Genomic DNA, 23,802 nt, shown 5'->3' with positions numbered 1-23,802 from the left:
CTCCTTTACTGCTTCCCTGCCTTCTTTCTATATTCTGCAAGTTCCTCTGGTTTTGAAGTCATGACCGGATATAAATGATTATTTTTGGGGAATTTATCCTTGAATGGTAGAATCTCTCCATCATAGACAATCAAACCTTCCCCTTCTTCACTATTTGTAATATATTCTGCTTGATAATCACTGATATTCAGCTTTTTTTGAAGAATCAATTTATCGTCCCATGCTTGATTCAACAAGTAGATAAAATCAGAGTTACCCAAAATCGTTTCAATCTTAGGTGAAGACAATAAATCCTGCACGTTTTGCGTAATTCCGCTCGGAATCCCTTTGTATTTTCGAAATCTCTTCCAAAAATCAACAGAATAACCACTGGTTCTCTCATCTGCCAGCAACACATGGAATTCATCCATGTAATACCAAGTTGTCACATTTTTGTTTCTATTCTTTGTGACTCGATTCCAAACATAGTCTTGTAAAATCAGCATACCCAAATCTTTTAAATTACTACCCAAATGCTGAATATTAAAAGAAACAATCCTGCTCGTTACATTAACCGTTGTTCGATGATTAAACACATTCAATGAGCCATCCACATACAGCTCCAAAGCATCCGCCAGTTCTTTTGCTTCTGGTTCAGGAAAACTCTTGAACGCTTCATAAATATCTTCTAATAGCGGAATCGTTGCTGGATCTCCGTTAGAAGCCACATACGGTTTATAGGCTTTCCTAACCGCTTTATCGGTCAGGCTTTTTTCCTTACCGGTCAGTCCGTCTTTTGTTCCAACAATAATATTCATCATATTGGTCACAAAATCGGATTTATAGCGAATCGGGTCGTTGTCTTCCTGTCCGCCATATTCATCATTTATATCTAATGGATTGATAAAGACATTGCTATCGAGCGAGATAATCATCTCTTCTCCTTCCAGCTGTCGGACAAAGTCTCCGTACTCCCCTTCTGGATCTGTGATAATAATTTCATCTCGGGTATTCAAAAAGGTATCAATCATTTCTCTTTTTGCACTGAAAGTTTTCCCTGATCCCGGTGTTCCTAAGAATAGTCCATTAGGCGTTCGTAGATTCTTCCGACTAACCTGCACCAAATTATTACTCAATGCATTCAACCCATAATACACAGGATCGTTGGTTTCTTGATACAATTCCTGTGTCGTAAAAGGTACGAATATTGCAGTTGCAGTCGTGTTTAACCCTCGTTCAAACTCAATTTCATTAATGTTATTTCCCAAAGGCAACGCACTCATAAACGCTTTTTCCTGTTGGTTTTTTAAGTTTAATATTTCACAATTGTAGTTTTGCGCCAACGAAGATAATTGATAAATCGAGTTATCGAGATCAGTCATGTTTTTATCAAAAACAGTGATAGTAAAGGTAATATAAAAGTACCGTTCATCTTCTTTTTGCAGGTTTTTCAATAACTTTGTTACTACATCACGGTTTGGATCCAAGTCAGCAGGCATCAAATCCATGTCATACCCACGTTGAATCGCTTTTTGTTGTTCCTTAATTTTAATTGCGTCCAAGTCGGAACTTTTGGTTTTCATCATCCGAATGGCTTTCTGCTGATCCATGGAACGCATATGAATGCTAATGGCTAGTTCTTTTTGTAGTTCCAAGAAATCGACTAGCACTCTATCTGCCAATTCCGATGAAGTAACATTAAAATACATGGTCGATCCCAAACGATTCCCTATTTTAAAATACGTTCGCTTCTCATTGTTGAAATTCAGTAATCGAGGAGCAATATAGTCTTTTTCCAATGCCTGATCAAAAATATCGTTGGGAAGATGTTCCACGTTAATATAACTTTTTTCTCCGTTATTCAACAATTTATTTAAGACTGATAAGCGTTCCACCCCATTTAATGAATAAGTACTTGCACCCAATCGTTTGAAGAGGCGTTTGACATTCTCTTCAATCGTCTCCAATCTTCTAACGGCGTTTTCATAACTCGCATCTTTAATTGAAAAGGTTAAATACTTATTCCGAGTGATTCCATTACTGCCCTTTTCCCTTTGATTTCCAATGAAATCAGCATATTCCTTGCGTAATTGTTGAATCTTCTCGCTACCTTCGTCCATGTCCTTGTTGTCGTTCTCTTTTTGTTCAATCGCATGATTGATAAAAGAAAACTGAAATTGTACTACAGGATCAAACCAATTGAGTAAGGAGCAATAAAGGGAAAATATCCTCGTCTTATCTTCATCTTTTGACAGCTGGTAGCCAACGTCGCTAAAACGAATACTCTTGCTATAGATATTTTTCCCAATAGATACAACACCGTTTGAATCAAACCTATTAAAAGGCAGGCTATCTTGTGTCGATAGCAATTTCACATCATTTCTTCGATTATGTATCGCTTGTTGAATCCTCTGAACTAAGTTCTTTTTCTCGATCATCTTTGATAAACCCCCTTTGAATAGCGACTTCTCGATTTTCTTTTGTTAAACGATATCGTCTCTTTTCATTGAATAAAATATTGGTTTCCAGCCAATTCTTTACCCATTTTTCAATGTACAATTTATCTTTTTTAAAAATAGTCGAAAAGATGATTGGTGCACCGACAATAAAAGCACCATACATAGCAAGATTAATATCCAGTTTTTTTAAAAGAAGAAAAGATGGAACGACAACAATGCCTGTTAAGCCAAATCCAATTAATTGTCTTTTGGTTAATCCCATAAAAAGTTTCGACTGGATTTCTTTTAACTCGGTTGGGATTGGTACAATAATATTATTGGCCATTTTTATCCACTTCCTCTTTCAATTTATTTGGTAATCTCAATAAAAAATCTATTTCATCTTTCATCATTAAGCTTGAAAATATTTTTCTGTTCGGTATAAGTAATTTGATAAATAAGACGCTTATCAGGAACAAAAATACTAAGAATAATAGGACTAAAATCCCACCTAAAACAAAAATTGAAATCACGCCACCGGTTAATTTAGCTGTAAGCAAGTATTGGTTGACTTCTTCTTGTTTGCTTACGGTGACAAGCAACAAACCAATGAATAGGAGAAAAAACGAAAGAATATTGACTCCCAAAAGAATAAACATTGGCTTTTGCTTTTTAAAATAATTTCCCATCATTTTCCCCTCAACTTTCTTCTAAGTTGCTCCTGTAATTGACTTCGCTAAACTATGTGTACCAATTAAAAGTTTTGCAACAATTGCCATGGAAACTACAATCAATATCATTCCCATAAATCCACCGTTACCACCATCGATCAAGGTAGTAGTACGTGAAACCAACCCATTGTAGATAACCATTAATACCAACATCAAAAATCCTTGAAGGGTCAATGCCATTAAGTTCTTCAAGTAATTTTGACCAATGGAATTGACCCATGTTTCTGACATCACAGTCGCCATTGGAATTGGCGCGATCGTAACATAAATAAGAATCATGATAATTCTCGACCATGCCACCAGATAAATAATGCCACAGATAATTGCTACGATCAGAAATCCAACGCCTGCAATCATCAACGTCATTAATCCTTCGCCTAATTTATAATCCATTCGTTGTGTATCTTCGTCTGCAACTTCGTCCAAATCTTCTTTAACAACTTCTGTACCATCTGCAGTGATTTCAACAACAACAGGCTTTAAAGAATCTACCAATGAATCCGATACATCAGCAGTGATCTCTATTTGCTCGGTCGGTACTTTATCAATCATCCATGTAGCCAGATCAGAGAATCCTAATGCAATGGTGAAAGCATTCGTAGCTAACAAAATCATAATCGTGGTTTTGATAATCAGCATAATCATATTGCCAACATCAAATTCCCCGCCTTTGTTTTTATCTGTAACAAATTCAATAATCTGTAACACAAAAACATAGGTAATTAGTAAAACAGCGATTGGCAAAACTACTGTATCAGAAATGGACTTCAAGGTATCAACCATATTTCCATCAAATTGAGCCGGTGTAATTGCGACTTCACTTTTCAATGCATTCACAGAGGTATTAAACAGAGCAGTCATGCCTTCCAATGAAGATTTCGTAAAACTTATCAATACGTCATTAAATAGTGCCTGCAAGCTTTCGAGGGCGTCTGATAGAGCATTTCCTATTGGATTCCACCAACCTGCACCTATTATCAGAGAAGATGTCATATTCACCTTGAAATCACCTGCCTTTTCTAATCAATATCGATATACACAACTTCATCATTGATTGTTGCTTTGAACTGTAGCCCTTTTTTTATAAAGTCTTTTTTTACGATTGTAATAATTCGATAGTCTTTAACAACTTCTCCATAAACAACTTCTTCATTTTTTTCTTTATCAAATCGTTTTAAATAATCCTTATCGGCTATTGTCATTTGATAGAGTTTGGTATTAAGTATTTCATCATCATAAATAAATTTTGAAGTATTTTCATCAAATCTATAAACAGTTCTATTTATTCTGTCTATTCTTTCTGAATCCCCAAAATAAAACTCAACAGCAGAATAATCTGAATTTAGAGTGTTCAACGTATTGTTTTCCATTATTGCAAGAAACTTTTCGTTTTCATCAGCAGTTAGATCACGAACAGTTACTTTTTCTAAAACCTGATAATCCGTATAATAATCCAAACCTTCTTCTTTAAAAGCTTGAACTTCTTCATTTGTAATTTCATAAGGAAGTGTAATAGACGGTTGCGTCTTTACGTTGCTTCCAGAACAACCTGCTAAAACAAAAAAGCTAACAAACAGCGTAAATAGTAATTTTTTCATCGTACAATTCCTTTCCTTTTTGGTTTTCAAACCACCAACTATTTGATCCTCGTGGCTTATGTATAATCCGTTAGATAGTTCGATATTTCACAATTGCAGTTGGCAGGAAGTGATTTTTTCACTGTTCCCTGCACCCTATCAATCGAGGCCTACGATAATATTTACCGCTCCTTTTGAGCTTCTAGCCACAATTGAATGGCTTCTTTTGTAGCCTGCTTATAAGACTTCCCTACTGCTTTTGATTGCTGCTTAAACTCTGCCAGTAAGGCTTTATCAATCGGAAATTTCCGCTTTACTTCCACTTCATTAGACATAGTATCCATCCTACTTTCTATATTCTAACACACTTTGCCACCTTTTGCCACCTTTTGCCACCTTGTCTATTTAATTACTTTATTTTTTTCTAACCACAGCTTGATGGCTTCTTCTAAAGAAAGGTTTAGTTGCTTGTTTTGTCGTTTTACTTCTTTACGAAATGCTTCGTCTAGTTCTTTTTCTATTCGAATGACAAATGCTTCTTTTTCCATAAGCTTCTCCTTTAAATAATAGTTTTAAAAATATTTTAACATAACTTACAGACAGTTCAGAAAATTATCTAGTCGAAGTGATTATTCGAAAACCAAAGGTGGCATATAATGTGGAAAATAAAAATAATTAAAATAATTTGCAAATGTTCATTAGTTTGGTATAATCAAATTAAATATTACACAAGGACGTGGTAAAATGAATTATGCTGAATTTTTTGAAAAGCATGGATATGAATTATACCCTGCTACCGTTACCGATTTTGTTCCAGTAATAAAAAAAGTTATCAGCGATTACAAAGCAAGAATAATTACTCAGCAAGAAGCCAAAGAAGTTCTAACATTCTATGCTGAAAAACATCCTGAAAAATTATTTGACGAAGATGATTACAACAAAACACTGAAACGATTGATTGGAAAAAAACGATTAGACACTCTGGATAGATTAATAAATGATCTAGACTAAACACCTTTCTAAAGGAGTTGAAAATATTGAGTAATTTTAATTTTTACAAAGCAAACAAAGCCTATGGCGAGTTGTACCTGCAATTTCCAAAAGTATTTCTTTACAGTGATAAATACAAGGATTTATCAGACAGTGCCAAAATAGCCTATATGGTTTTCAAAGACCGACTTCAGTATTCGATTCGAAATAATTGGGTTGATAAAGATGGAAACGTGTATTTCATCTACACAACAAATGAAATCATGAATCTTTTAAACTGCTCGATCAATAGCGTGACTAAAATCAAAAAAGAATTGATTGAGAAAGGCCTCCTGCTTCAAGTGGTTCAAGGTTTTGATCCCAAAGCGAAGAAAAACAAACCCAATCGCCTTTACCTAGCAGATTTAGAAGTAGAATCCTATGAGGTATATGCATACCAAAATATCCAAAAAAGCCATGAAACCCTTGATAATGGCGGATTCACAAAATTTGTGAGTCGAGAAGAAAATTTTGAAACAGCTGAAACCATTGGTACGAACGGATTCACAAAATTTGTGAACCGAGAAGAAATGGCTGAAACCCTTGATACAAGCGGATTCACAAAAAATGAACTATATCTATATAAAGAATTAAAGAATAAAGATAATAAAGAACATAAAGATCAGGCTTCTACATATCAAAGTCAATCTGACCTACTCCGTTCAGGGATATCTAACACTAAATCAGATCCCGAATTAGAAGCCGACCTAATATCTCTTTATTTAATAGAAAATTCTTTAGAAGACCTTTTTGGCAAAGACCTAACCCACTCACTAAAAAAATTCAGCATGAATAATTTCGAACGCTTAAAATTATTCCATGAAAAAATTCATTATGCCAATAAAGGTGCTGAAAGGGAGTTAGGCTATCCAATCAGTGTCTACACAGACAGTAGCCCGAAATATCAAATTTACCAAGAACAACTAAATCAGACATTCTGGAAATGCATCCAAGCTGAAAAATATGGAAAAGTAGAAGATATAAACAGTTACCTATTTAGCTCCTTCAAAAATGCGTTCCTTTCTATCGGTAAAGATATGAACCATGAGACTAAAGATTTACCTTCCATGCCCATTCATGATTGGGCAAATGAAGACTAAAGGCTAGGCGATAAGACGCTAAAACAAGTTATCACCTAGCTAATCTTTAGTGTGTCCTTGCGTTTGTTTTCACATGGTTGGGTACTACTGATAAGTCAGTATAGGTCGAAGTTCAAGATGATAGTTGATTTTCAACTATCTATTGTTTTTAAGTGATCTAGTTCTTGTAGGCTTTCTTTGTTGTTCTACTTCATGGTATTTATCCGTCCGATTTCCTACCAGCGTTTTATCTGCTTCAGTCCGAATCACGCTTCTTGTATCATCCGGATCAATCCGATCTGGCACACCGTCATTGTCTAAATCCAATTCTCTAACTCTGCGATTCTGTTCTTTTAAACTAGCAAGAGTCGTTGCTATATTTGTATCTAATCTTGCCAGTCGATTCAAAAGTGTAGGAGATTTTGCCAAGTATCTATTTTGTTGCAACTCTTTTAAGGAAGAACTATCCAAGTCGCTCCCCAGCTCGTCTTTAAAGTGTTTTTCCCATAAGTCTTTATAGTTGGTAAATGTTTCTGTACCGTTTTGTCGAATCGTATCTTTCGTATAAAGAATTTCTCCGTAGCCGTTCTCTTCATAAGTTTCATATGGCGACAGTTGGAAGCTAATGATGTTTTTAAATTCATGGTCAAAGATAAAATCATCAGGGATTGCTACATCAAATGCCTGAAAGAACTCAATCGTTTCTGTGTCTAAATTCTTTAATAGATCATTTTTTATTTTATACATATGTTCTAAATCAAGATGAACAACATCAAATTTATTTTCTGCGACAAATTTGTCTAAGTACTGTGTATCTTCCGTTAAAGCAGTTAATTTAATCATATTAGTAACATCATCAATCGATAGTTTAAAACTTGATGTTGTATCAAAGAAATCATCAAACCGACAATTCATTAAATCTGATGTACAATCTTCAATGCCATAAGGATAGACAGCTTCCAACGTAATGAATTCATTCGATAAACTATTAATCTGTGTTTTGTTTTTTAAATCATACGAAACCTGTTTTGAAAATTGTAATGTATTCGTTGAATCTTCTTCTTCCGTATAAACCAGATCCGCATGGTAGCCATTTTTTTCAATGGTATGCATAATCTTTTCAGACGTTTGATTTGTTCCAAATTCACGTTCAGAAAAATCATTCAAAGCTGATACAAAAGCTTCTAATTCAATTTCAGGAATTCCCAAAGATAGTTTATCAAATCGATTTGCCACAGTAGTGATAAAACTACTTGCAACCTGCTTAACTTCTTCCAGAGATTTAATATAAACTTCATCATCTACATTTCGTTTCGTCCAATTCGCTAAGTATTTTTTCGAATAATCCTCACTATCAATTCCTAAGGTCGAACTAACGATATAGGCCGTCATTTCAGCTTGATATTCCAAGACGCTAGTTGCTACTTCACTATCCGTTTTAGTAGCAAGTTTAGCTAAATTATGCATTTCTGCATGAGCCAATTCATGCAATAGAACTTTGACCTGTTCGACTTCATCCATACTATCTTTAATCACAATATCATTGGTTGCAGGTACGAAGTATCCTTTAGCCGTGCTATTCGTTTTATCAAAAGTAATTTCAATATCTTTCTCTTCTGCAAATTCAACCAGCACTTTTTTAATTCGTTCCACATCTTCTTTTGAACCATCAAAGCTAAAGGTTTCCGGTTTATTCGGATAGAGTTTTGGATAATCTTCTTCAGGACAATTTGTCTGCGTGATATCGAATACCGGAACGGAAAGAAACCCAACCAATCTATCGGCTACTTTCATCTTGCCAGTTTTTATTTTGGCTTTTTGTTCTGCGGTTGCCAGGCTTAAAAATTTCCATTCATGAGTCTTTTCATCTTGAAACATTTTTTGAAACTTAGGAGCCAATATGCGAATGGCTTTTTCGCCTTTTTGAACTTGATGGCCGTTTTGTTGATGTTGTTTATAAGATGCCACCCCAATTGCACTTTCACCAAATTGTTTCTGAATTAAGGCAATATTTCTAACAGAATAATTATTAAAACGATTCATAAATGCCAACAGTTTTAGTTCTTCCAACGGGTCATTCTTATACTGTTTGATACTCTCATTCATACCAGCCATTAATTCATCGATAATTTCTTTTTGTGTTTGTTTTTTACTCATGATTAAAACAACTCACTTTCATCTTCTGGGAAAAGAAACGTCTTTGTTTCAGGATCAATAAATGCTATCACTCCAGTTGGTTCATTCGTTAATGCCGCGTCTTCTTTGACTTCGTCAAGCATGGCAGCATACACCCGACTTTCCTCTTTGCTAATTGGAACTTGGATTTCTTCTTCTGTGTCCAAATCTCGAACAGTCGCAATGGTTTTATTTACAACAAGTAATTCAACAACTTGCTTCATTCTCACCGACTCCTTTCATTTGTTTTCTACAAAATATTTCCGCCAACAGTCGTTCAATAATTCACAATTGAAATTAAACTAAAGTTTTTGCGTTTGTTTCTTGTTACGAACCTTCACTTGTTTTTGTTCCTTCTTCAATTCTCTAGCCTGTTCCTGCAATTCCTTAATCTTGAATTGCGGTTTTTCTTTTTTCTCGGCAATGTTTTGTTTTTTCGTTTCTTTAATCGCATATTTTTCAATTGCATTTCTCAACCCTGCTTCGATTGCTTCACGATCTTTGCCTGCAAAGAATAAAGAATAACTATCCTTGCCAATTTTTTTAGGCGCAAAATCAACACCCATGGATTTTAATTCCTTGTTAAACGCCGTTAATTCATTCTTGGAAACATTGCTACCCAACGCTTCAACCCCACTGTTTTGATTCTTTTCAAAAAGATTTTTTACTTTTTGCTTCCCTTGTTTCGTCGTTAGATCTTGGTAGACTTTTTCCTCTTTGTCAAGATTTAAAAAGTAGTCCATAGTTGCAATTAAAACCTTCGCTCCTAAGCGGATAGTGGTTGTTGTCAATTCAATCCCCACTTCTACATTTTCATCAATATTTGCCATCTATTTGCCCCTCCTTTCTTGAAAAGGTTTTCTTAATTATATCATAAGTCAAAAAAATATGGTAAAATAAACACAATAAAAAGTGATAAGTTAAGTAAGGCAGGCTACGTATTTGTCATGACAAATACCAAAACTAGCGTTTTTACCTGTTAGGATAAATCCTAAAACCTTTTAAAATTATTGTCGTAAACTCCAATAAATTTCGTGTCGCTTTGCTCGATTTAAAAGTAAATAAACGGAGAGTGTTTGAAGAATGAGTAAAAAATTTAAGATAGAAGCCAGAGTGACACAAGAAGAAAAAGAAATGATTCAAAGGAAGGCGCAAGAAAAAAAGACAAGTATTTCTGCCCTTCTTATTAATAGTGTCGAAAACCATATCACGGTTAATTTAAATACTTCCGATTATCGAGATCTAGTGATTCAATTCAGAAGGATTGGCAACAATATTAATAGCATGATCAGAGACATTCGTTTTAATCACATTGTTTCTGATAGTCATATGAAAGGCATTGAGCAGCATTTAAAAAGTTTAGAAGAACTCTTAAAAAGTGAGAAACAAAAAATCAATACAACCAAGCTTGAAATGCAAAAAATGTCAGCAAGACAATTACGAGAATTATTGGAGAAACAAGATAAACGTGTTCCTGATTATTTGATTTATGAAAATATCAGTGACCATATCGTTTTGCAATTACGTTCATTTATTGATCTAACGATTCAAAGTGATTTAGATGAAACCTATCCCCCATACATCGAACGTTTCCTAGAAACATTTGATGTTTATTCTTATGAGTATGACCGGTTGGTAGATTTTTCCAACGCTTTGGATAAGCAAATCTATCGCATCAACCAAAAAATTATAAAAGAAAAAAGCCAATTGGAAGAAGACGATTTTATTCTTGTTTTGGATACATTGGATGAATATAGGAAAGTACGTGATGAATAATGTCGATTGTAAAAATTCAATCAGTAAGAAGATTAGATAATGCAATTGCATATATCCAACAGGAAAAAAAGACGAAAAATCACCTCGTCTCTACTTTTAATTGTGACAAAGATTATATCTTAGAAGACTTCAATCAGTTGTATGAAGAACGAAGAAATACGCTACGAAAAGAGACCAAAAACAAAGCCAAGATGATAATCCAATCTTTTGATTTTGAAGAAGATATTACGCCTGAAGAGGTTCATAAAATTGGGGTTGAATTGGCAGATAATTATTTAAAAGGGGAACACCAATACATTATAGCCACTCATATTGATACGAATTACATTCATAATCACATTATTTTTAATCAAGTAAAAACGGATAGTTTGCTGATGTATGATACATCAAGAATTAATACGATAGACAATTTAAGAATTGAAAATGACAAGCTGTCTAGAAAGTATCAATTAATTATTCCTCAAGAAAGAAAGCACGAAGATAAGATTCATTATATTTCTCAAAGAGAACAGCGAGCAAGATTAAAAGGCACTTCTTTCAAGGAAACGTTAGAAGTGGCCATCGACCAGGCAATCAACGAAAGTGTCAGCTATTCGCAGTTTATTGAAAAGATGAATGACTTAGGTTTTGAACCAAAACAAGGAAAATATCTCGCTTTTTTAAATCAAAAATCAGGAAGATATATGCGTACCAAAACGTTAGGAATGAACTACACCGAAAACTCCATCAAGTATCGTATCGAGCATAATGATTTTGAAATTTATAAATTTAAATACACTGTGAAAACCAGAGAAATCGATAAATCTGAAGAAAAATACGCTAAGAGTTACGGTTTAAGAAAATGGGCGACCAAGCAAAATATTATCCATTTGCAGGAAATCAGCCACTTAGTTTTTAATGAGCATAAATCGCTGGAAGAAATCGAACAAATCCAAAAAACGGAAGCTGAATTCACTCAATTCATTGAAAATAAAGTGCAGGACAAAGACGAAATCTTGTATGATTTAGCACGCAGAGAACAGGCTTTTTCCGACTACAAAGCAAGTGCCGGTCTAATTGCCGATTATAAAGAAGCAGCTAATAAACAAGCATTCAAAAGTGATCACTACCAAGAATTTAAGACGTTTGATAATGCCAAGAAAGATTTAAACTACTTGAAAAAGCAATATAGTATTTATTCGTATGATGATTTGTTGGCGTATAAAGCAAGTCTTTTGAAAGACCGAGACCAGCTGTATAAACACTTCACTTCAATTCAAAGAATCCAAGATTTAGAAAAACAAAATAAAAGGAAAAAATAAGCTATTAGTAAATTGGTTAGGCTAATGAGTAATTAGGAGAGGGACAGCAACTTGAAAAATAAAGAAGTAGAACCTAGAAGAGGAGAAATATACTTTATCGATTTTAGTACACTTGGATTTGAGGGAAGCGAGCAAGGTGGAACACGACCGGGGTTGATTTTGCAAAATGATTTAGGAAATCACTTTAGTGATACAACCATGGTAGCTTTAATTTCTAAGAGCACTAGAAAGAACTTCCCTACACACGTGTTGTTAGATCATGAAAAGTATCCGTTTATCAAAGAAAGAAGCACGGTCATGCTTGAACAGATTCGAACAATTTCTCAGACGAGACTTACAGTTAAATTAGGATCATTATCAGAAGATGAAATGCTTGAAGTGGAACAGAAATTAAAAGTTAGTTTTGGCATTTGTTGATGGTTACTTACAAAATAAGAACGAAAGAAAAAAATATATTGATTAGGAGGATAAAAAATGGGTATAGCTTTTATTGATGAAAAAGGTCCACAAGAAAGAATCAAAATAGCAAAGCAATTTGATGATAATAGAAGAATAAATTTAGGTGACGACTTGATGAAATCGTATGTAGCGGATTTGATTTATATTCCTAACGATTACATGGAATTACTTTATCATGAGTTTAGTCAACTTCTTATGGATTATAAAGCCACAAAAAAAAATAAAAGTAACAAAGAATTAAAAGGAGCGGCTGTTTTAAAAGGTAATTTTGAATATGGCATTGCAAGCTTGAAAAGGGAAAATAGCGATTTCTATACCAAGTTATTCGAAACTCTTTTAAAAGGAGAGGCAAAAAACCTTCTGTTTGCGGTAAATAAAATGTCGCTTGTTGTTGATGCAAGACTAACTGAGTGGTTATTGAAATTAGAAGAACGAAGACTAATTCCAAATGTTGCTCTAACAAAGTATGCTCTAACAAAATATTTGGAAATTGAAGCTTCAGAAGAGATAGTTCGTGCGTTTTTTAATGAGGATATTACTAATAAAAAATTGACTTACTTGATTATCTCGGATTTAAAAGACTTTATTAAAAAACATAAAGGCCTAAAGAGAATGGAACGTCAAATCTATAGTTATAAAGAGCTAATCACGATATTAAAAAAAAATAAACACTTAATCGATGAAAATATAATCTCTGAAGTATATTTTGATTGGGATAAAGTAAGTTTTGCAATTGATTTATGGGTAACAGAAAAGAAGGTGGGTGGTAGCTGGATCCAAGAAGAAAATAAATTGATTTTGGATGAAGGCATACCTTTGGAACCCTTTGATAAAATCGGATTTGATAAGATTTTAGAAAATCAAGATTCTAAAAAACATTTAGGACTTCAGCTAGCAGATTTTGTGGTAGTTATTTCAGGATCATTGATATCAAGACTAGTTACAGCACTAAAATATGATAAGAATCAACCGGGTGAATTTGTCATACTTAACGAAAAGTGGTTTGATTTAGAGGAGCATCAATTCAAGTTGATATGTGTATTCTCTGAATTTCTCTTAGGTGAAGAAATGCAATATGGAATTGTCTCAGATACGTACTTTGATGAAACTTTATTATTTGAAACTTATATTAATTATATTTCCTCATATGGGAGTTATGAAAAGTATAAAAAAGTTCCAAATAAGTATCATCCAGAGAAACATTTTTCTAATTTTTCTCAAGAAGCACGTAATAAAGAGGAGGCTAGTAGGCGTGACGAATTTTTTAATAGGAAAATGTACGGTTCGTTAAGATTAGTGATTAAAGAAGGTGTTAAGAGGAAAATATAATTGAGTATTTGATGATTAAAAAGGACATAACTTTTAAGTTGTGTCCTCTTCTTTTGCGTGTTATACTATCAATGTTTTTAGAAGGTCATAACTTAACCTCATAAGTCAGGAGTGAAATTGATGAAAATTGGCTATGCACGAGTCAGTACCCACGATCAAAAAATAGAAAGTCAAATCGAGGAGTTAAAGTCAAACGGAGCTGAAAAAGTCTATCAAGAAAAATTTACCGGAACGACCAAAAATCGTCCTATCTTTACCATCGTTCTAGATGAACTAAATGCTGGTGATACGTTGATAGTCACCAAGCTAGATCGATTTGCCAGAAATACCCGAGAAGCTTTAGAAATCATCCAAGACCTTTTCCAACGAGACATCAGTGTTCATATTCTGAATGTTGGATTAATCGATAATAGTCCTACTGGAAAATTAATCTTTACCGTATTCAGTGCTTTTGCGGAATTCGAACGAGATATGATTGTCACTCGAACACAGGAAGGAAAAGCTTTTGCCAAAAACAATGACCCCTACTTCCGTGAAGGACGTCCAAAAACCTATACCAACGAACAAATTAAGCTGGCCTATGAACTAAGACAACAAGGGATGACTTACAAAATGGTCTCACGCAAAACAGGAATTAGCATAAAAACTTTGCAAAGAAGATTTAAAGATTTGAATGATAAAGAAAAAACCTCTAATTGATCAGAATTAGAGGTTTTACTATACTCAAAATAAGTAATAACTCACAAAAAAATTAGTTAAGTGCATCTTCTAGTTCTTCTTCAGAATAACCAAATGTATAATCTTCATCCTTACCATTAGATTGCCAAATAAGAGCAGCGTCATATACGCTTAGTGATTCATTACTTTCATAATCGCCATCATCTTCTAAACCATATTGGCAATCTTCACAATACATTCCACTAAATACATAACGCTTTGTTAAAGGATTACCACAATTAGGGCAATCTGGGGTATCACCCTTATAGGTGTTTTTTTCTTCCCAAGTTAATTCTTTTTTAGACTTATTATCACCTTTAAAAAAATCAAATAGTCCCATCGTAGTCACTCACTTCTTTTAGCCATTCACCACTAACAAAATATGGGTTATTATCATCATTTTCTTTTTCAATTAAAACAGCATCATCATGAGTTACTGCAACGAAGAATCTGTCTCCTTTAGAAAATAATAATTCATTTTCTCCAAATCCATTCTCAGTAAAAATAAAACTCTTCAGATTAGCTTTATTTGCTTTTTGTTTGGTTTTACTCTTTATTAACTTAAATATTTTTTTTCCACCAGCTTCGACAGGTCTTATAATTATGTATCCTCCTGCAGCTAAAAGAAGCATTAACTGCTTCGGCCCACCGACTTTTTTCGCCCAAGTTGTTAATAATTGATACCAACCTAAATTTCCCATCTCTCTATCTCCTTATCTATTTTAATAGTTTTTTCCAATCTTTAATTTTAACAGAACTCAATAGTTCAACCACTAGTGGGGAAAGTGCCATTAAAGCAAGAAATAATGCGTCCCCTTTGATTCCGCTTGTCGCAACTGCAGATACAGTTTCTACAGATTTTTGAGCTTCTACATACTTATCATCATCTAAGTCATCATCACTATCGAGTAGAATTTCAATAACTTTAGGTAGTACTTTATTGTCTTTATTTTGTTCAATTTCTGCATCTAATACAGAACGGATTGCAATATATTGAGTAAAGTTCATTGGTGTCTTCTCATTTTCTAGATTACTAATAGTCTGCTTTGTAACGCCAATTTTATTTCCTAAGACCTCGGCTGTCCAACCTGCAATTTTCCTGATGGATGATAGGTTTGATTGTAGTCGATTAATTTGTTTTTGACGTTGTTCGATTCGAGTATCCACTAATGAACACCTCCTTCATAATATCAGTATATCATGATATTTGACTTAGTCAAATTATTTTACTAAGGTAAATTTTCTTTACTTATTAACAACTCCACCAAAACTATTTCACACCCAATCCCCCACTCTACCAACCGAAATACGTTCACAATCTCCCTCTATAAAACACAAAAATGTCGGTATTCTCCACTTCAATGAAGGTCAGACCAAAAAACTATACTAATGAACAAATCAAGCTAGCGTATGAACCAAGAAATCGGGATAAATATTTAGAAGTTTAAGATCAAAGTTGAGCACTTGAATAAGCGCCAAAAATGAACGATTACTCGTTATTTCTGGCGCTTTTCATGGGACTTACGTCACAAGTCCAAATTACTATTCAAATTCTTCAATTTCTTTCAAAGTCTGTCCTTGTGCATTTTTCCAATAAATTAATCCATTTACACTACTACCATATACAAATGCGGCAGCATAGCTAGGGCTAGAAAATAACTGATCTTCTTGCAAGATATTGTTGGAATCTATACTTGCAGTTTTTCGTAATTTCTTGATTGAATTGGGTATCGCTTTCGAATCAATTACTTCAATCATGCTTCCTTTTAGAACCACAAATCCTTCCGCTGTTTGTAGACCTGTTGCTTCCGTAGTTTGCTTGCTTTTTTTTGATGTTCGTTTGAAGTAAAGTAGTTCATTTTGTGTTGCGTTGTCAGAATTAACACTCATTACAGACTTAATTTCTGTTTTTTTCGCCAATGGTTCAAAAACTTTATGTCCGAATGTGCCCATAATTATCTGAGCATTATCTATATAATCTTCCATTTCACTTTCTTTTTCTTCGGTCAAATGACCAGGATTTGGATCGTTTCCATTTTGAACTTCATAACGATTAGCTTCTAAAGCTAGATTTGTAAAACGATTTTCTAAGTAACTTATTTCAGTAGGTCCAAAAGTATTATTGGAAGTTGTAAATATAATAGCTTCATTCCAATACTCTTTTTTAGCATTTCTTTTATGTTCTTTTAAGCGATTAAGGATACCTTCGCCATTTTTTCGAATACCTGCTTGACCAATATACACCACTTTTTTATCGGTTTCTTCATCTGTTCCAAATAAAAAATATACACCACTTTGTTTTAAATCTTCTCGATTATTACATTTATCTAACTCTGTACGCGGAATTTTATAGGCAACACCTGTCCAATTGGCTAAGGTGCATTTGATACGACCATTTATTTCGCCATCCATCAAAAATAAATTGATGCTCTTACCTCTAGAAGCCATCTTTAAGTCCCCCACTTGATTATTTCATCTAAATCAATTATATACTATCCACAGTCTTAAATTAATTATTTTTTACGAATAGACTATCTTCTCATAAATAAAATTGAATTACCTACTACCCTAATTCATCTATACACTCTCCGGTAACTATCCTACTCCACCAAAACCATTTCACAACCAATCCCAATCCCCCACTCTATCAACCGAAATACGCTCAAAATCAACCTATGCAACAAATAAAGGCAAAAAATGCCCAACCTAATTACCGAAGGTCGGACATTTCCCTTATTTTGATTTTTTCCTGTCTCGTGCTTCATAGGTCTTCATATACATATCAAACATAATCCGTTGCTCATTCTCCAACTGGTTTTCAAGTCGATCTAATAATGAAGCCACTAAATCATCCTGCGTATCAAATTCCAATGTGTTTTGTAAGGCATTGATACGATTAATTGTATTCTTTTGAATTCGAATGGTTGAATAAACCTTATTTTTGCGTGGACGTCCCATCGTTGTTTGCCGTTCCGGTTCAACAACCTTCTCCACTTCTTTTTTTTCAGGAGTGAATTTCGATAAATCGAACGTTTTGCTAGGTTCAGAAGCTTTGGTTTCATCAATTTTCTTGTAGGTCTTTTCTTTCACCCCACGATTGGGATCTTTTTTAAATTCCACCTTCGCCATAAATTACTCACGCCCCTACTCTTTTAATCAACTCATCGACCAACTCACTATATAATTCATGGACTTTCCGATCGTGGAAATCAAATTTCTCAGTATAACCTTGTTCAGAAATCCCCAACCGGTCATAACGTTTCAAACGTTCCATATGTCTAACAATTGTTTTAAATACCAACTTTTCGCCAAAAGTTTCTGAAGCATCATTGATAATCTGATTATCCAACCCACTATCATTCTTTAAAAGCACTGGCAACACACCTGCAATGTCAAAGTCCGTTTCAGGATATGCATTATAAACAGTTTGCAGGTATTCAAAGAAGGCCTCCGCCCCATCTAATGAACGTTGTTGCGTCTGCAAAACAATCACAATTTGATTGGATGCAAATAAAGCCGTATCCGTAAAGACAGAAAGTGTTGGCGGTACATCAAAGATAATGAAATCAAATTGATCCTCAAATTCCTTTAATAACTTAGAAAAGTATGAAATACGCTCTTTTTTATATTCTGGAGTCGTAGCAGGAATAGTTAACTCTAAAAAGTCCGGATACTGTACAAAATCTTTATTTGAAGGCAATAGAAACAAGTTATCCATCACTTTGACGATAGCCGAAGATAAATCTTTCTCTTGCAGTGCCACCATCAAAGTCTTTTCGATTGTCAGCGGTTCATCGTTCTGTAAATAATATGTTCGTGATAATAATTGTGTCGAATTAGATTGTGGGTCTAAATCGCAAACCAAAACAGAGTATCCTTTTTTCGCCAATTCATAAGCAGTCATGATTGAATTCGTTGTCTTCCCTACGCCACCCTTAAAATTGCCAAACATAATTTTATTAACCATCAAGTCAGTCCTCCTCAGCGTAAATACTTTCTTACTACATAAAGTATTGTAACATAAAATCCGACTTACTACAAAAAGTATCCTTTGAAATTTACTATTTTACTACTATACTACTTTACTATTATACTATCTTACTATTGTACTATTTTACTACAAAAAGTATTTACTTATCATATTTAAATGTTTATACATCAGCATTTCATTCTTACTATTGTACTATTATACTATTATACTATCTTACTACTATACTACTTTACTATTATACTATCTTACTATTGTACTATTTTACTACAAAAAGTATTCGTGTATTTAAAACCCATTCAACGCTTGCTATTCTACGATTGTAACCAACTGAATAGAGAGCAAGCGTTGAAGCCAAACAGCGTACTGTTAGATCAGCAACCAAATGGAAAGGTCAAGCATCAGCCGACGCAATAACTGATGCTAGTACACGAAAGCACGATTTCATCGTTTCGTGTGTGTACGAAGGGTGGTAGCGACCGTTAACGGCTAGGGTGGCAAACAGGCTCTGACAAGAGCGGTAGCCACAATCCAAGGCTTTTATTGGGCTGTTTGATAAGAGGGGATTGTGGCGTGATAAATCACCAGCAAACGATGGATGTGAAGCGTGGCTCCGCAAACGAAGCGACGGTAGAACAAGCTGTATCCTGTATAAGCTTTTATTTTTATTTTAGCTTGTATAGGGTACAACTATGCTCGCTACACCACTGCACTTCGCTTCCGGTAGCAAATTGAAAACCAAAAAGCAAGAATTTTTGATAGATAACAGCTGATTTTTAGCTGTTTTAGCTTGGGTTTCAATGATATACTTATTAATAATTAGTTATTACAAATAACTTTTTTAGTAGATTTAGAAGTATTTGTTGGAAAACTTTGAAAAATGTTTTTTGAATAGAGAATTAAATTAATAGAAGTATTTGTTTTGGTTTTAATTTAATATAAAAAGGCTTGAGAGGATTGAGTGAATGTGATAACTGTTACAGAATATGATCGTGTATATAGACATACATATGGGTTAGGGCAAGATGTAGCTCATGATTTAAAAAATTTAGCAAAAGTTGCATCTTTGTTTGTATTTGATTCAAAAATAAATACTTGGCTATTAAACGAAAGGTTAGATGAAGTTGTAACTGATGTTGTAACTTGTGCTCAACTCAAGTTTGCAATTCGGCAAAAGGAAATTATATTAACGCATAGGCAATTGGGGGGGACACGAACCAAATCTGAAGCTAATTCGCTAGTTCAGGCTATTTTCGAAGGACAAGGTCGACGATTGGCTATTGTTGATTGGGCAGCTCAAAATTACGTTAGTGTTACAGTTGCGTTTGGTTTAATTAAATTTAATCAATTAAATGATAGTTATCAAATTACTGATTTGGGAAGACAAGCTGTTAAAATGTATGATGCAGAACAAAATGAGGAGTTAGATACTTTTTTTTATGAAAGATTACTTGAATATCCTTATGCAGCATGGCTGTTAAGATTAACTGCTAGAGATACCGAAAAAAAATTTAGTAAATTTGATTTGGGTAGTAATTTTGGTTTTATTGACGAACTTGGATTTTCTACAGCTCCTTTAAATTTATATTTAGACGGATTAGCAGAAGCAACTATTAATCATGATTCTCAATTAAGGAGTCAAATTAGATCTAATTTTGAGAGTACTGGAGATAAGTATATGCGTTGGCTTGCGGGTGTCTTAGTTAATTATGGTTTATTAAAAAGTGAACAGAATACAAGAGTGAGTCATTGTTTTGAAGGTAGGGTATTGGAACTTTCTATCGGAATAACGTATCAAATTAGTTATAAAGGTTTACAAGCGCTTAGGAGAGTAAATGGTTTTTCAAGTTATGCTAGAACTAAAAAGCGAGTTATGTGGGAATATCTTGCACCTAAAGCTGGAGATGCTATAAGAAAAAAAACAGTTAGAGCTCTTATTTTAAAGGTTTTATCGGAAGGAAATAGTAGAAAAGAAATTGTTGATATTTCTGATAAAATTAATAAAGAGTATCCAAGTCTTGAAGTAACTCCGGAACAAATTCTAGATGATTGTAAAGGAATTAATAGAATTGGAATAGAAATTGAAATAGAAGGAACTCAAGCTAGACTTAAAGATCAACTTTTACCATTTGAAATCCCTATTCAGCGGCAAAGTTCTTTTGTTAAACAAGACATTGATATTTTGAAAGATAAATTGAGGAAAGATTTAAAATTATTAAATCATAGTTATTTGAAAGGCATCGATATTGCACTCAAGAGTAGAACATCAAATACTGAAAATACAGAATTTGAATCCTTGTCTGTAGACTTATTTACTAAGGAGTGTTTATTAGAAGGAAAGCACTTAGGTGGATCAAATCGACCTGATGGAATTGCCTGGTGTGATGAGTTTGCATTTATTATTGATTCAAAGGCATATAGTGATGGGTTTCCTTTAACTAGGAGTAATACTGATCCAATGTTACGTTATTTAAATGATCTTAATTCGAGAAATCCGGAGATACTTCCAAATTGGTGGATCGATATTCCTGAAAATATAACAAATAAGTATTTTGTTTATATATCTGGTAAGTTTAGAGGGGAATATATTAGGTTATTGGACGAATTTAAAACTACTTCGAATCATAGTGGAGGAGCATTAGAATATATCAAATTATTATTACTGGCTGAAAATTACAAATCAGGTAGACTTAATACAGAGAGTTTAAAAAATTATATATTGGATACCAATATTGATTTTGAGGATTATTACTCTAAATTAACGAGCTAATATAACTAAACATCTTTCTTATTGTCCTTAAACAGGTGATTTCTATTGACTAATTACGTTAAAGAAATTATCATATAATAAGGATGAAAGGGGATGTTTTTTTGCGTTATATTGGTTCAAAAAAATTACTTTTAGAAGAAATTGATCATTTATTAACCAAACATCTAAGCGGAGATGAAGAAATTTTTTTGGATTTATTCGCTGGAACTAATTGTGTAGGGAATTATTTTAAGGATAGATTCACTATTTATTCAAATGACATATTATATTTTAGTTATGTGAACGCTAAAGCAATTATTGAAAATAATGAACAATTAACATTTGAAAAATTAAAATTGGAAGGAATTGATAACCCGTTCTTGTTTTTACAAGAAAACAAGAACTTTCGAACTTCTAATTATTATGAAAAATCATATACCCCAAGTGGTGATGCAATGTATCTATCGGAAAAAAATGGCCAAAGTATTGATTTTATACGAAATCAAATTGATGATTGGAGAAATAAAGATTTATTGTCTGAATATGAGTATTTTTATCTGCTATCATCGTTAATAGAAGGTATTCCTTCTGTTAGTAATATTACCGGAACGTACGGTGCATATTTAAAGCATTGGGATAAAAGAGCGCTAAACGATCTTGAATTAGTACCTTTAGCTGTAACTAATAACTACAGAGATAATAAAGCTTTTAACGAAGATGCCAATGAATTAATCAAAAAAATCAGTCCAGATATTGTTTATATAGATACTCCGTACAATACACGTCAATATGCATCTAACTATCATTTATTAGAGAATATTGCTCGAAATGAACAACCAGAATTATCAGGTAAAACTAAAATATTTAATTGGGCAAGTTTACGAAGTGATTATGCTATGAAAAAGAATGCTTTAGCAGCAATGTCAAATTTAATAGAGAATATTGATGCAACACACATAATCGTTAGTTACAATAACGAGGGAATAATTTCTACAGATGAGTTAATCAATTTGATGGAGAAGTACGCTATTGATGGAGAAGTTGATATAAAAAAAATTCCGTATCGGAAATATAAATCGAAGAAAATTAGTGAATCTGATAATATTCATGAATTGCTTTTATATATTCGAAAGAAAGATTCTAATTCACAAAAACAAGAAACTAAGGCAATAAAACGTGTAACCCAAAAATGGTCACCTCAAACCACTCCATATTTAAAGAGTCCATTAAATTATATTGGTGGTAAATATAAGCTATTAAATCAAATTATACCTTTGTTTCCTAAAAATATAGGTACTTTTGTAGATTTGTTCAGCGGAGGTGCAAACGTTGGTATTAATGTTGATGCTGAGCATCACATTTTTAATGATATGAACAATCGTATTAATGAAATGTTTAGATACTTTTCTACTAGTAATCCTGACGATTTAATAAGCGCAATTAAGCTGCGGATTGATGAGTACCAACTTACTAAACAAAATGAAGAAGGATATCTTAAATTTAGATCGGATTATAATAAAAATCCCAATCCACTAGATTTATATGTCTTGGTTTCTTACAGCTATAATTATCAATTTAGATTTAATAATTCAATGGAATTTAATAATCCTTTCGGTAGAAATAGAAGTCAGTTCAGTCAAAATATGGAAAAAAATTTAAGATTATTTGTTTCCAGACTCGAAGATATTGATGCCACATTTGTTGATGGATTATTTTCTGATTTAGATTTATCTGGATTAGGTAAGGATGACTTAGTTTACTTAGATCCGCCATATCTTATTACGACTGGAAATTATAATGATGGCAATAGGGGATTTGTTAATTGGGGTATTGAACAAGAAGTCAGTATGTATAATTTGATGAATAATTTAACTAGACAGGGAGTACGATGGGCGCTAAGTAATGTTACAGAACATAAAGGCAAGTCAAATGATTATTTAAAGTCCTTTATTGCAGATAATGAAGTCTTTGTAAATTACTTAGATTTTAATTATGATAACGCTTCTCACAATAGTAGTGGAACAGGTAGCGTTGAAGTTCTAATTACCAACTATAATACTGAAAACTTTGAGATTCTAAAACCAATTTTAAATATAAACTCAAAATCTGTATTAATATAAATAAAAAATCTCCCTTTTCAATTTGAGGGAGATTTTTTATCCGAAGTATTTGTTTTTTGAGAAACAACCGTAACCTGTATTAGAGAGTTTACAACAGCTTCCGAATGTTTTTTAGGTTTTCTGTCAAGTTCATCTCTAGAACTTCCTACGAGTTCACGATATGAAAATTCGGATATTGATAATTCTAATTGCTTGAATTTTGATTATAACTTAGTTAATGCGTTACGGATTTCTAAAGATATGGGATTAGTTCAACAATGGGTCTTAAATCATTATCATACATAACGTAATGTTTATGGCAGAATAAAAGTACATACAAGTGCAACGAAAAACTACACAACTCCGCAAATCGATT

25 protein-coding genes are annotated in these 23,802 nt (G+C 33.3%); 9 read left to right on the top strand and 16 right to left on the bottom strand.

Going from position 1 to position 23,802, the window contains the following annotated elements:
- Positions 1-5: 5 nt before the first annotated feature.
- The 7 genes from ACWODM_RS11510 to ACWODM_RS11480 form a co-directional block, all read right to left on the bottom strand.
- On the bottom strand, positions 6-2,417 hold the full coding sequence (locus ACWODM_RS11510; RefSeq protein WP_455321517.1) for a VirB4-like conjugal transfer ATPase, CD1110 family: 2,412 nt from the start codon (positions 2,415-2,417) through the stop codon (positions 6-8).
- Positions 2,368-2,763, bottom strand: a complete 396-nt coding sequence (locus ACWODM_RS11505) for a PrgI family protein (RefSeq protein WP_455321516.1) — start codon at positions 2,761-2,763, stop codon at positions 2,368-2,370. Before ACWODM_RS11505 ends, ACWODM_RS11510 begins: the two co-directional genes overlap by 50 nt.
- Positions 2,753-3,106 (bottom strand): hypothetical protein, encoded by a 354-nt coding sequence (locus tag ACWODM_RS11500; protein ID WP_455321515.1) that lies wholly within the window; start codon positions 3,104-3,106, stop codon positions 2,753-2,755. Before ACWODM_RS11500 ends, ACWODM_RS11505 begins: the two co-directional genes overlap by 11 nt.
- A gap of 21 nt (positions 3,107-3,127) precedes the next feature.
- Positions 3,128-4,009 carry a VirB6/TrbL-like conjugal transfer protein, CD1112 family gene (locus tag ACWODM_RS11495; RefSeq protein WP_455321514.1) on the bottom strand — a complete coding sequence of 294 codons (882 nt, stop codon included), beginning with the start codon at positions 4,007-4,009 and terminating at the stop codon, positions 3,128-3,130.
- Positions 4,010-4,167: 158 nt separating this feature from the next.
- Positions 4,168-4,746, bottom strand: coding sequence for a hypothetical protein (locus ACWODM_RS11490; RefSeq protein ID WP_455321513.1), 579 nt, complete (start codon positions 4,744-4,746; stop codon positions 4,168-4,170).
- Positions 4,747-4,907: 161 nt separating this feature from the next.
- A complete protein-coding gene (locus ACWODM_RS11485) occupies positions 4,908-5,060 on the bottom strand; it encodes a hypothetical protein (protein WP_455321512.1) in 153 nt (50 codons plus the stop codon).
- A gap of 66 nt (positions 5,061-5,126) precedes the next feature.
- Positions 5,127-5,273 (bottom strand): hypothetical protein, encoded by a 147-nt coding sequence (locus ACWODM_RS11480; protein ID WP_455321511.1) that lies wholly within the window; start codon positions 5,271-5,273, stop codon positions 5,127-5,129.
- Positions 5,274-5,469: 196 nt separating this feature from the next.
- Here ACWODM_RS11480 and ACWODM_RS11475 point away from each other — a divergent pair, with 196 nt between their 5' ends.
- Both ACWODM_RS11475 and ACWODM_RS11470 read left to right on the top strand, forming a co-directional pair.
- The gene (locus ACWODM_RS11475) at positions 5,470-5,736 is read left to right on the top strand and encodes a hypothetical protein (protein ID WP_455321510.1); all 267 of its coding nucleotides are present in this window, start codon (positions 5,470-5,472) and stop codon (positions 5,734-5,736) included.
- Between the two features lie 26 nt (positions 5,737-5,762).
- A complete protein-coding gene (locus tag ACWODM_RS11470) occupies positions 5,763-6,854 on the top strand; it encodes a replication initiator protein A (RefSeq protein WP_455321509.1) in 1,092 nt (363 codons plus the stop codon).
- 135 nt (positions 6,855-6,989) lie between these two features.
- Here the strand turns inward: ACWODM_RS11470 and ACWODM_RS11465 are convergent, their stop codons facing one another.
- The 3 genes from ACWODM_RS11465 to ACWODM_RS11455 form a co-directional block, all read right to left on the bottom strand.
- Entirely contained in the window at positions 6,990-8,990 is a 2,001-nt protein-coding gene (locus tag ACWODM_RS11465; protein WP_455321508.1) for an ArdC-like ssDNA-binding domain-containing protein, read from the bottom strand.
- Between the two features lie 2 nt (positions 8,991-8,992).
- Positions 8,993-9,232 carry a hypothetical protein gene (locus tag ACWODM_RS11460; protein ID WP_455321507.1) on the bottom strand — a complete coding sequence of 80 codons (240 nt, stop codon included), beginning with the start codon at positions 9,230-9,232 and terminating at the stop codon, positions 8,993-8,995.
- A 78-nt stretch (positions 9,233-9,310) separates the two neighbouring features.
- Positions 9,311-9,838, bottom strand: a complete 528-nt coding sequence (locus ACWODM_RS11455; protein WP_455321506.1) for a DUF3801 domain-containing protein — start codon at positions 9,836-9,838, stop codon at positions 9,311-9,313.
- Between the two features lie 253 nt (positions 9,839-10,091).
- Here ACWODM_RS11455 and ACWODM_RS11450 point away from each other — a divergent pair, with 253 nt between their 5' ends.
- From ACWODM_RS11450 to ACWODM_RS11430, 5 genes are all read left to right on the top strand, one after another.
- Positions 10,092-10,784 carry a plasmid mobilization protein gene (locus ACWODM_RS11450; protein ID WP_455321505.1) on the top strand — a complete coding sequence of 231 codons (693 nt, stop codon included), beginning with the start codon at positions 10,092-10,094 and terminating at the stop codon, positions 10,782-10,784.
- Entirely contained in the window at positions 10,784-12,085 is a 1,302-nt protein-coding gene (locus tag ACWODM_RS11445) for a relaxase/mobilization nuclease domain-containing protein (RefSeq protein ID WP_455321504.1), read from the top strand. The genes ACWODM_RS11450 and ACWODM_RS11445 overlap by 1 nt, the downstream gene beginning before the upstream one ends.
- Before the next feature lie 51 nt (positions 12,086-12,136).
- Positions 12,137-12,502, top strand: coding sequence for a type II toxin-antitoxin system PemK/MazF family toxin (locus ACWODM_RS11440; RefSeq protein WP_455321503.1), 366 nt, complete (start codon positions 12,137-12,139; stop codon positions 12,500-12,502).
- A gap of 57 nt (positions 12,503-12,559) precedes the next feature.
- Entirely contained in the window at positions 12,560-13,873 is a 1,314-nt protein-coding gene (locus ACWODM_RS11435; protein WP_455321502.1) for a DUF3800 domain-containing protein, read from the top strand.
- A 120-nt stretch (positions 13,874-13,993) separates the two neighbouring features.
- Positions 13,994-14,572 carry a recombinase family protein gene (locus tag ACWODM_RS11430; protein WP_455321501.1) on the top strand — a complete coding sequence of 193 codons (579 nt, stop codon included), beginning with the start codon at positions 13,994-13,996 and terminating at the stop codon, positions 14,570-14,572.
- A 52-nt stretch (positions 14,573-14,624) separates the two neighbouring features.
- On the opposite strand, the gene ACWODM_RS11425 is transcribed toward ACWODM_RS11430, so the two are convergent.
- The 6 genes from ACWODM_RS11425 to ACWODM_RS11400 form a co-directional block, all read right to left on the bottom strand.
- A complete protein-coding gene (locus ACWODM_RS11425) occupies positions 14,625-14,930 on the bottom strand; it encodes a hypothetical protein (RefSeq protein WP_455321500.1) in 306 nt (101 codons plus the stop codon).
- Positions 14,917-15,291, bottom strand: coding sequence for a hypothetical protein (locus ACWODM_RS11420; protein ID WP_455321499.1), 375 nt, complete (start codon positions 15,289-15,291; stop codon positions 14,917-14,919). The genes ACWODM_RS11425 and ACWODM_RS11420 overlap by 14 nt, the downstream gene beginning before the upstream one ends.
- Before the next feature lie 16 nt (positions 15,292-15,307).
- The gene (locus ACWODM_RS11415) at positions 15,308-15,757 is read right to left on the bottom strand and encodes a helix-turn-helix transcriptional regulator (protein WP_455321498.1); all 450 of its coding nucleotides are present in this window, start codon (positions 15,755-15,757) and stop codon (positions 15,308-15,310) included.
- Positions 15,758-16,132: 375 nt separating this feature from the next.
- Positions 16,133-17,038: a GIY-YIG nuclease family protein gene (locus ACWODM_RS11410; protein ID WP_455321497.1), complete on the bottom strand. Its 906-nt coding sequence runs from the start codon at positions 17,036-17,038 to the stop codon at positions 16,133-16,135.
- 285 nt (positions 17,039-17,323) lie between these two features.
- Positions 17,324-17,719: a DUF5388 domain-containing protein gene (locus ACWODM_RS11405; RefSeq protein ID WP_455321496.1), complete on the bottom strand. Its 396-nt coding sequence runs from the start codon at positions 17,717-17,719 to the stop codon at positions 17,324-17,326.
- 7 nt (positions 17,720-17,726) lie between these two features.
- Positions 17,727-18,557 (bottom strand): ParA family protein, encoded by an 831-nt coding sequence (locus tag ACWODM_RS11400; protein ID WP_455321495.1) that lies wholly within the window; start codon positions 18,555-18,557, stop codon positions 17,727-17,729.
- A 988-nt stretch (positions 18,558-19,545) separates the two neighbouring features.
- On the opposite strand from ACWODM_RS11400, the gene ACWODM_RS11395 reads away from it, so the two are divergent.
- A complete protein-coding gene (locus ACWODM_RS11395; RefSeq protein ID WP_455321494.1) occupies positions 19,546-21,348 on the top strand; it encodes a restriction endonuclease FokI C-terminal domain-containing protein in 1,803 nt (600 codons plus the stop codon).
- Between the two features lie 101 nt (positions 21,349-21,449).
- Positions 21,450-23,447, top strand: coding sequence for a Dam family site-specific DNA-(adenine-N6)-methyltransferase (locus tag ACWODM_RS11390; RefSeq protein ID WP_455321493.1), 1,998 nt, complete (start codon positions 21,450-21,452; stop codon positions 23,445-23,447).
- Positions 23,448-23,802: the final 355 nt, after the last annotated feature.

It is taken from the genome of Enterococcus olivae, assembly GCF_053760925.1.
This window is presented reverse-complemented; position numbering and strand designations above follow the sequence as displayed.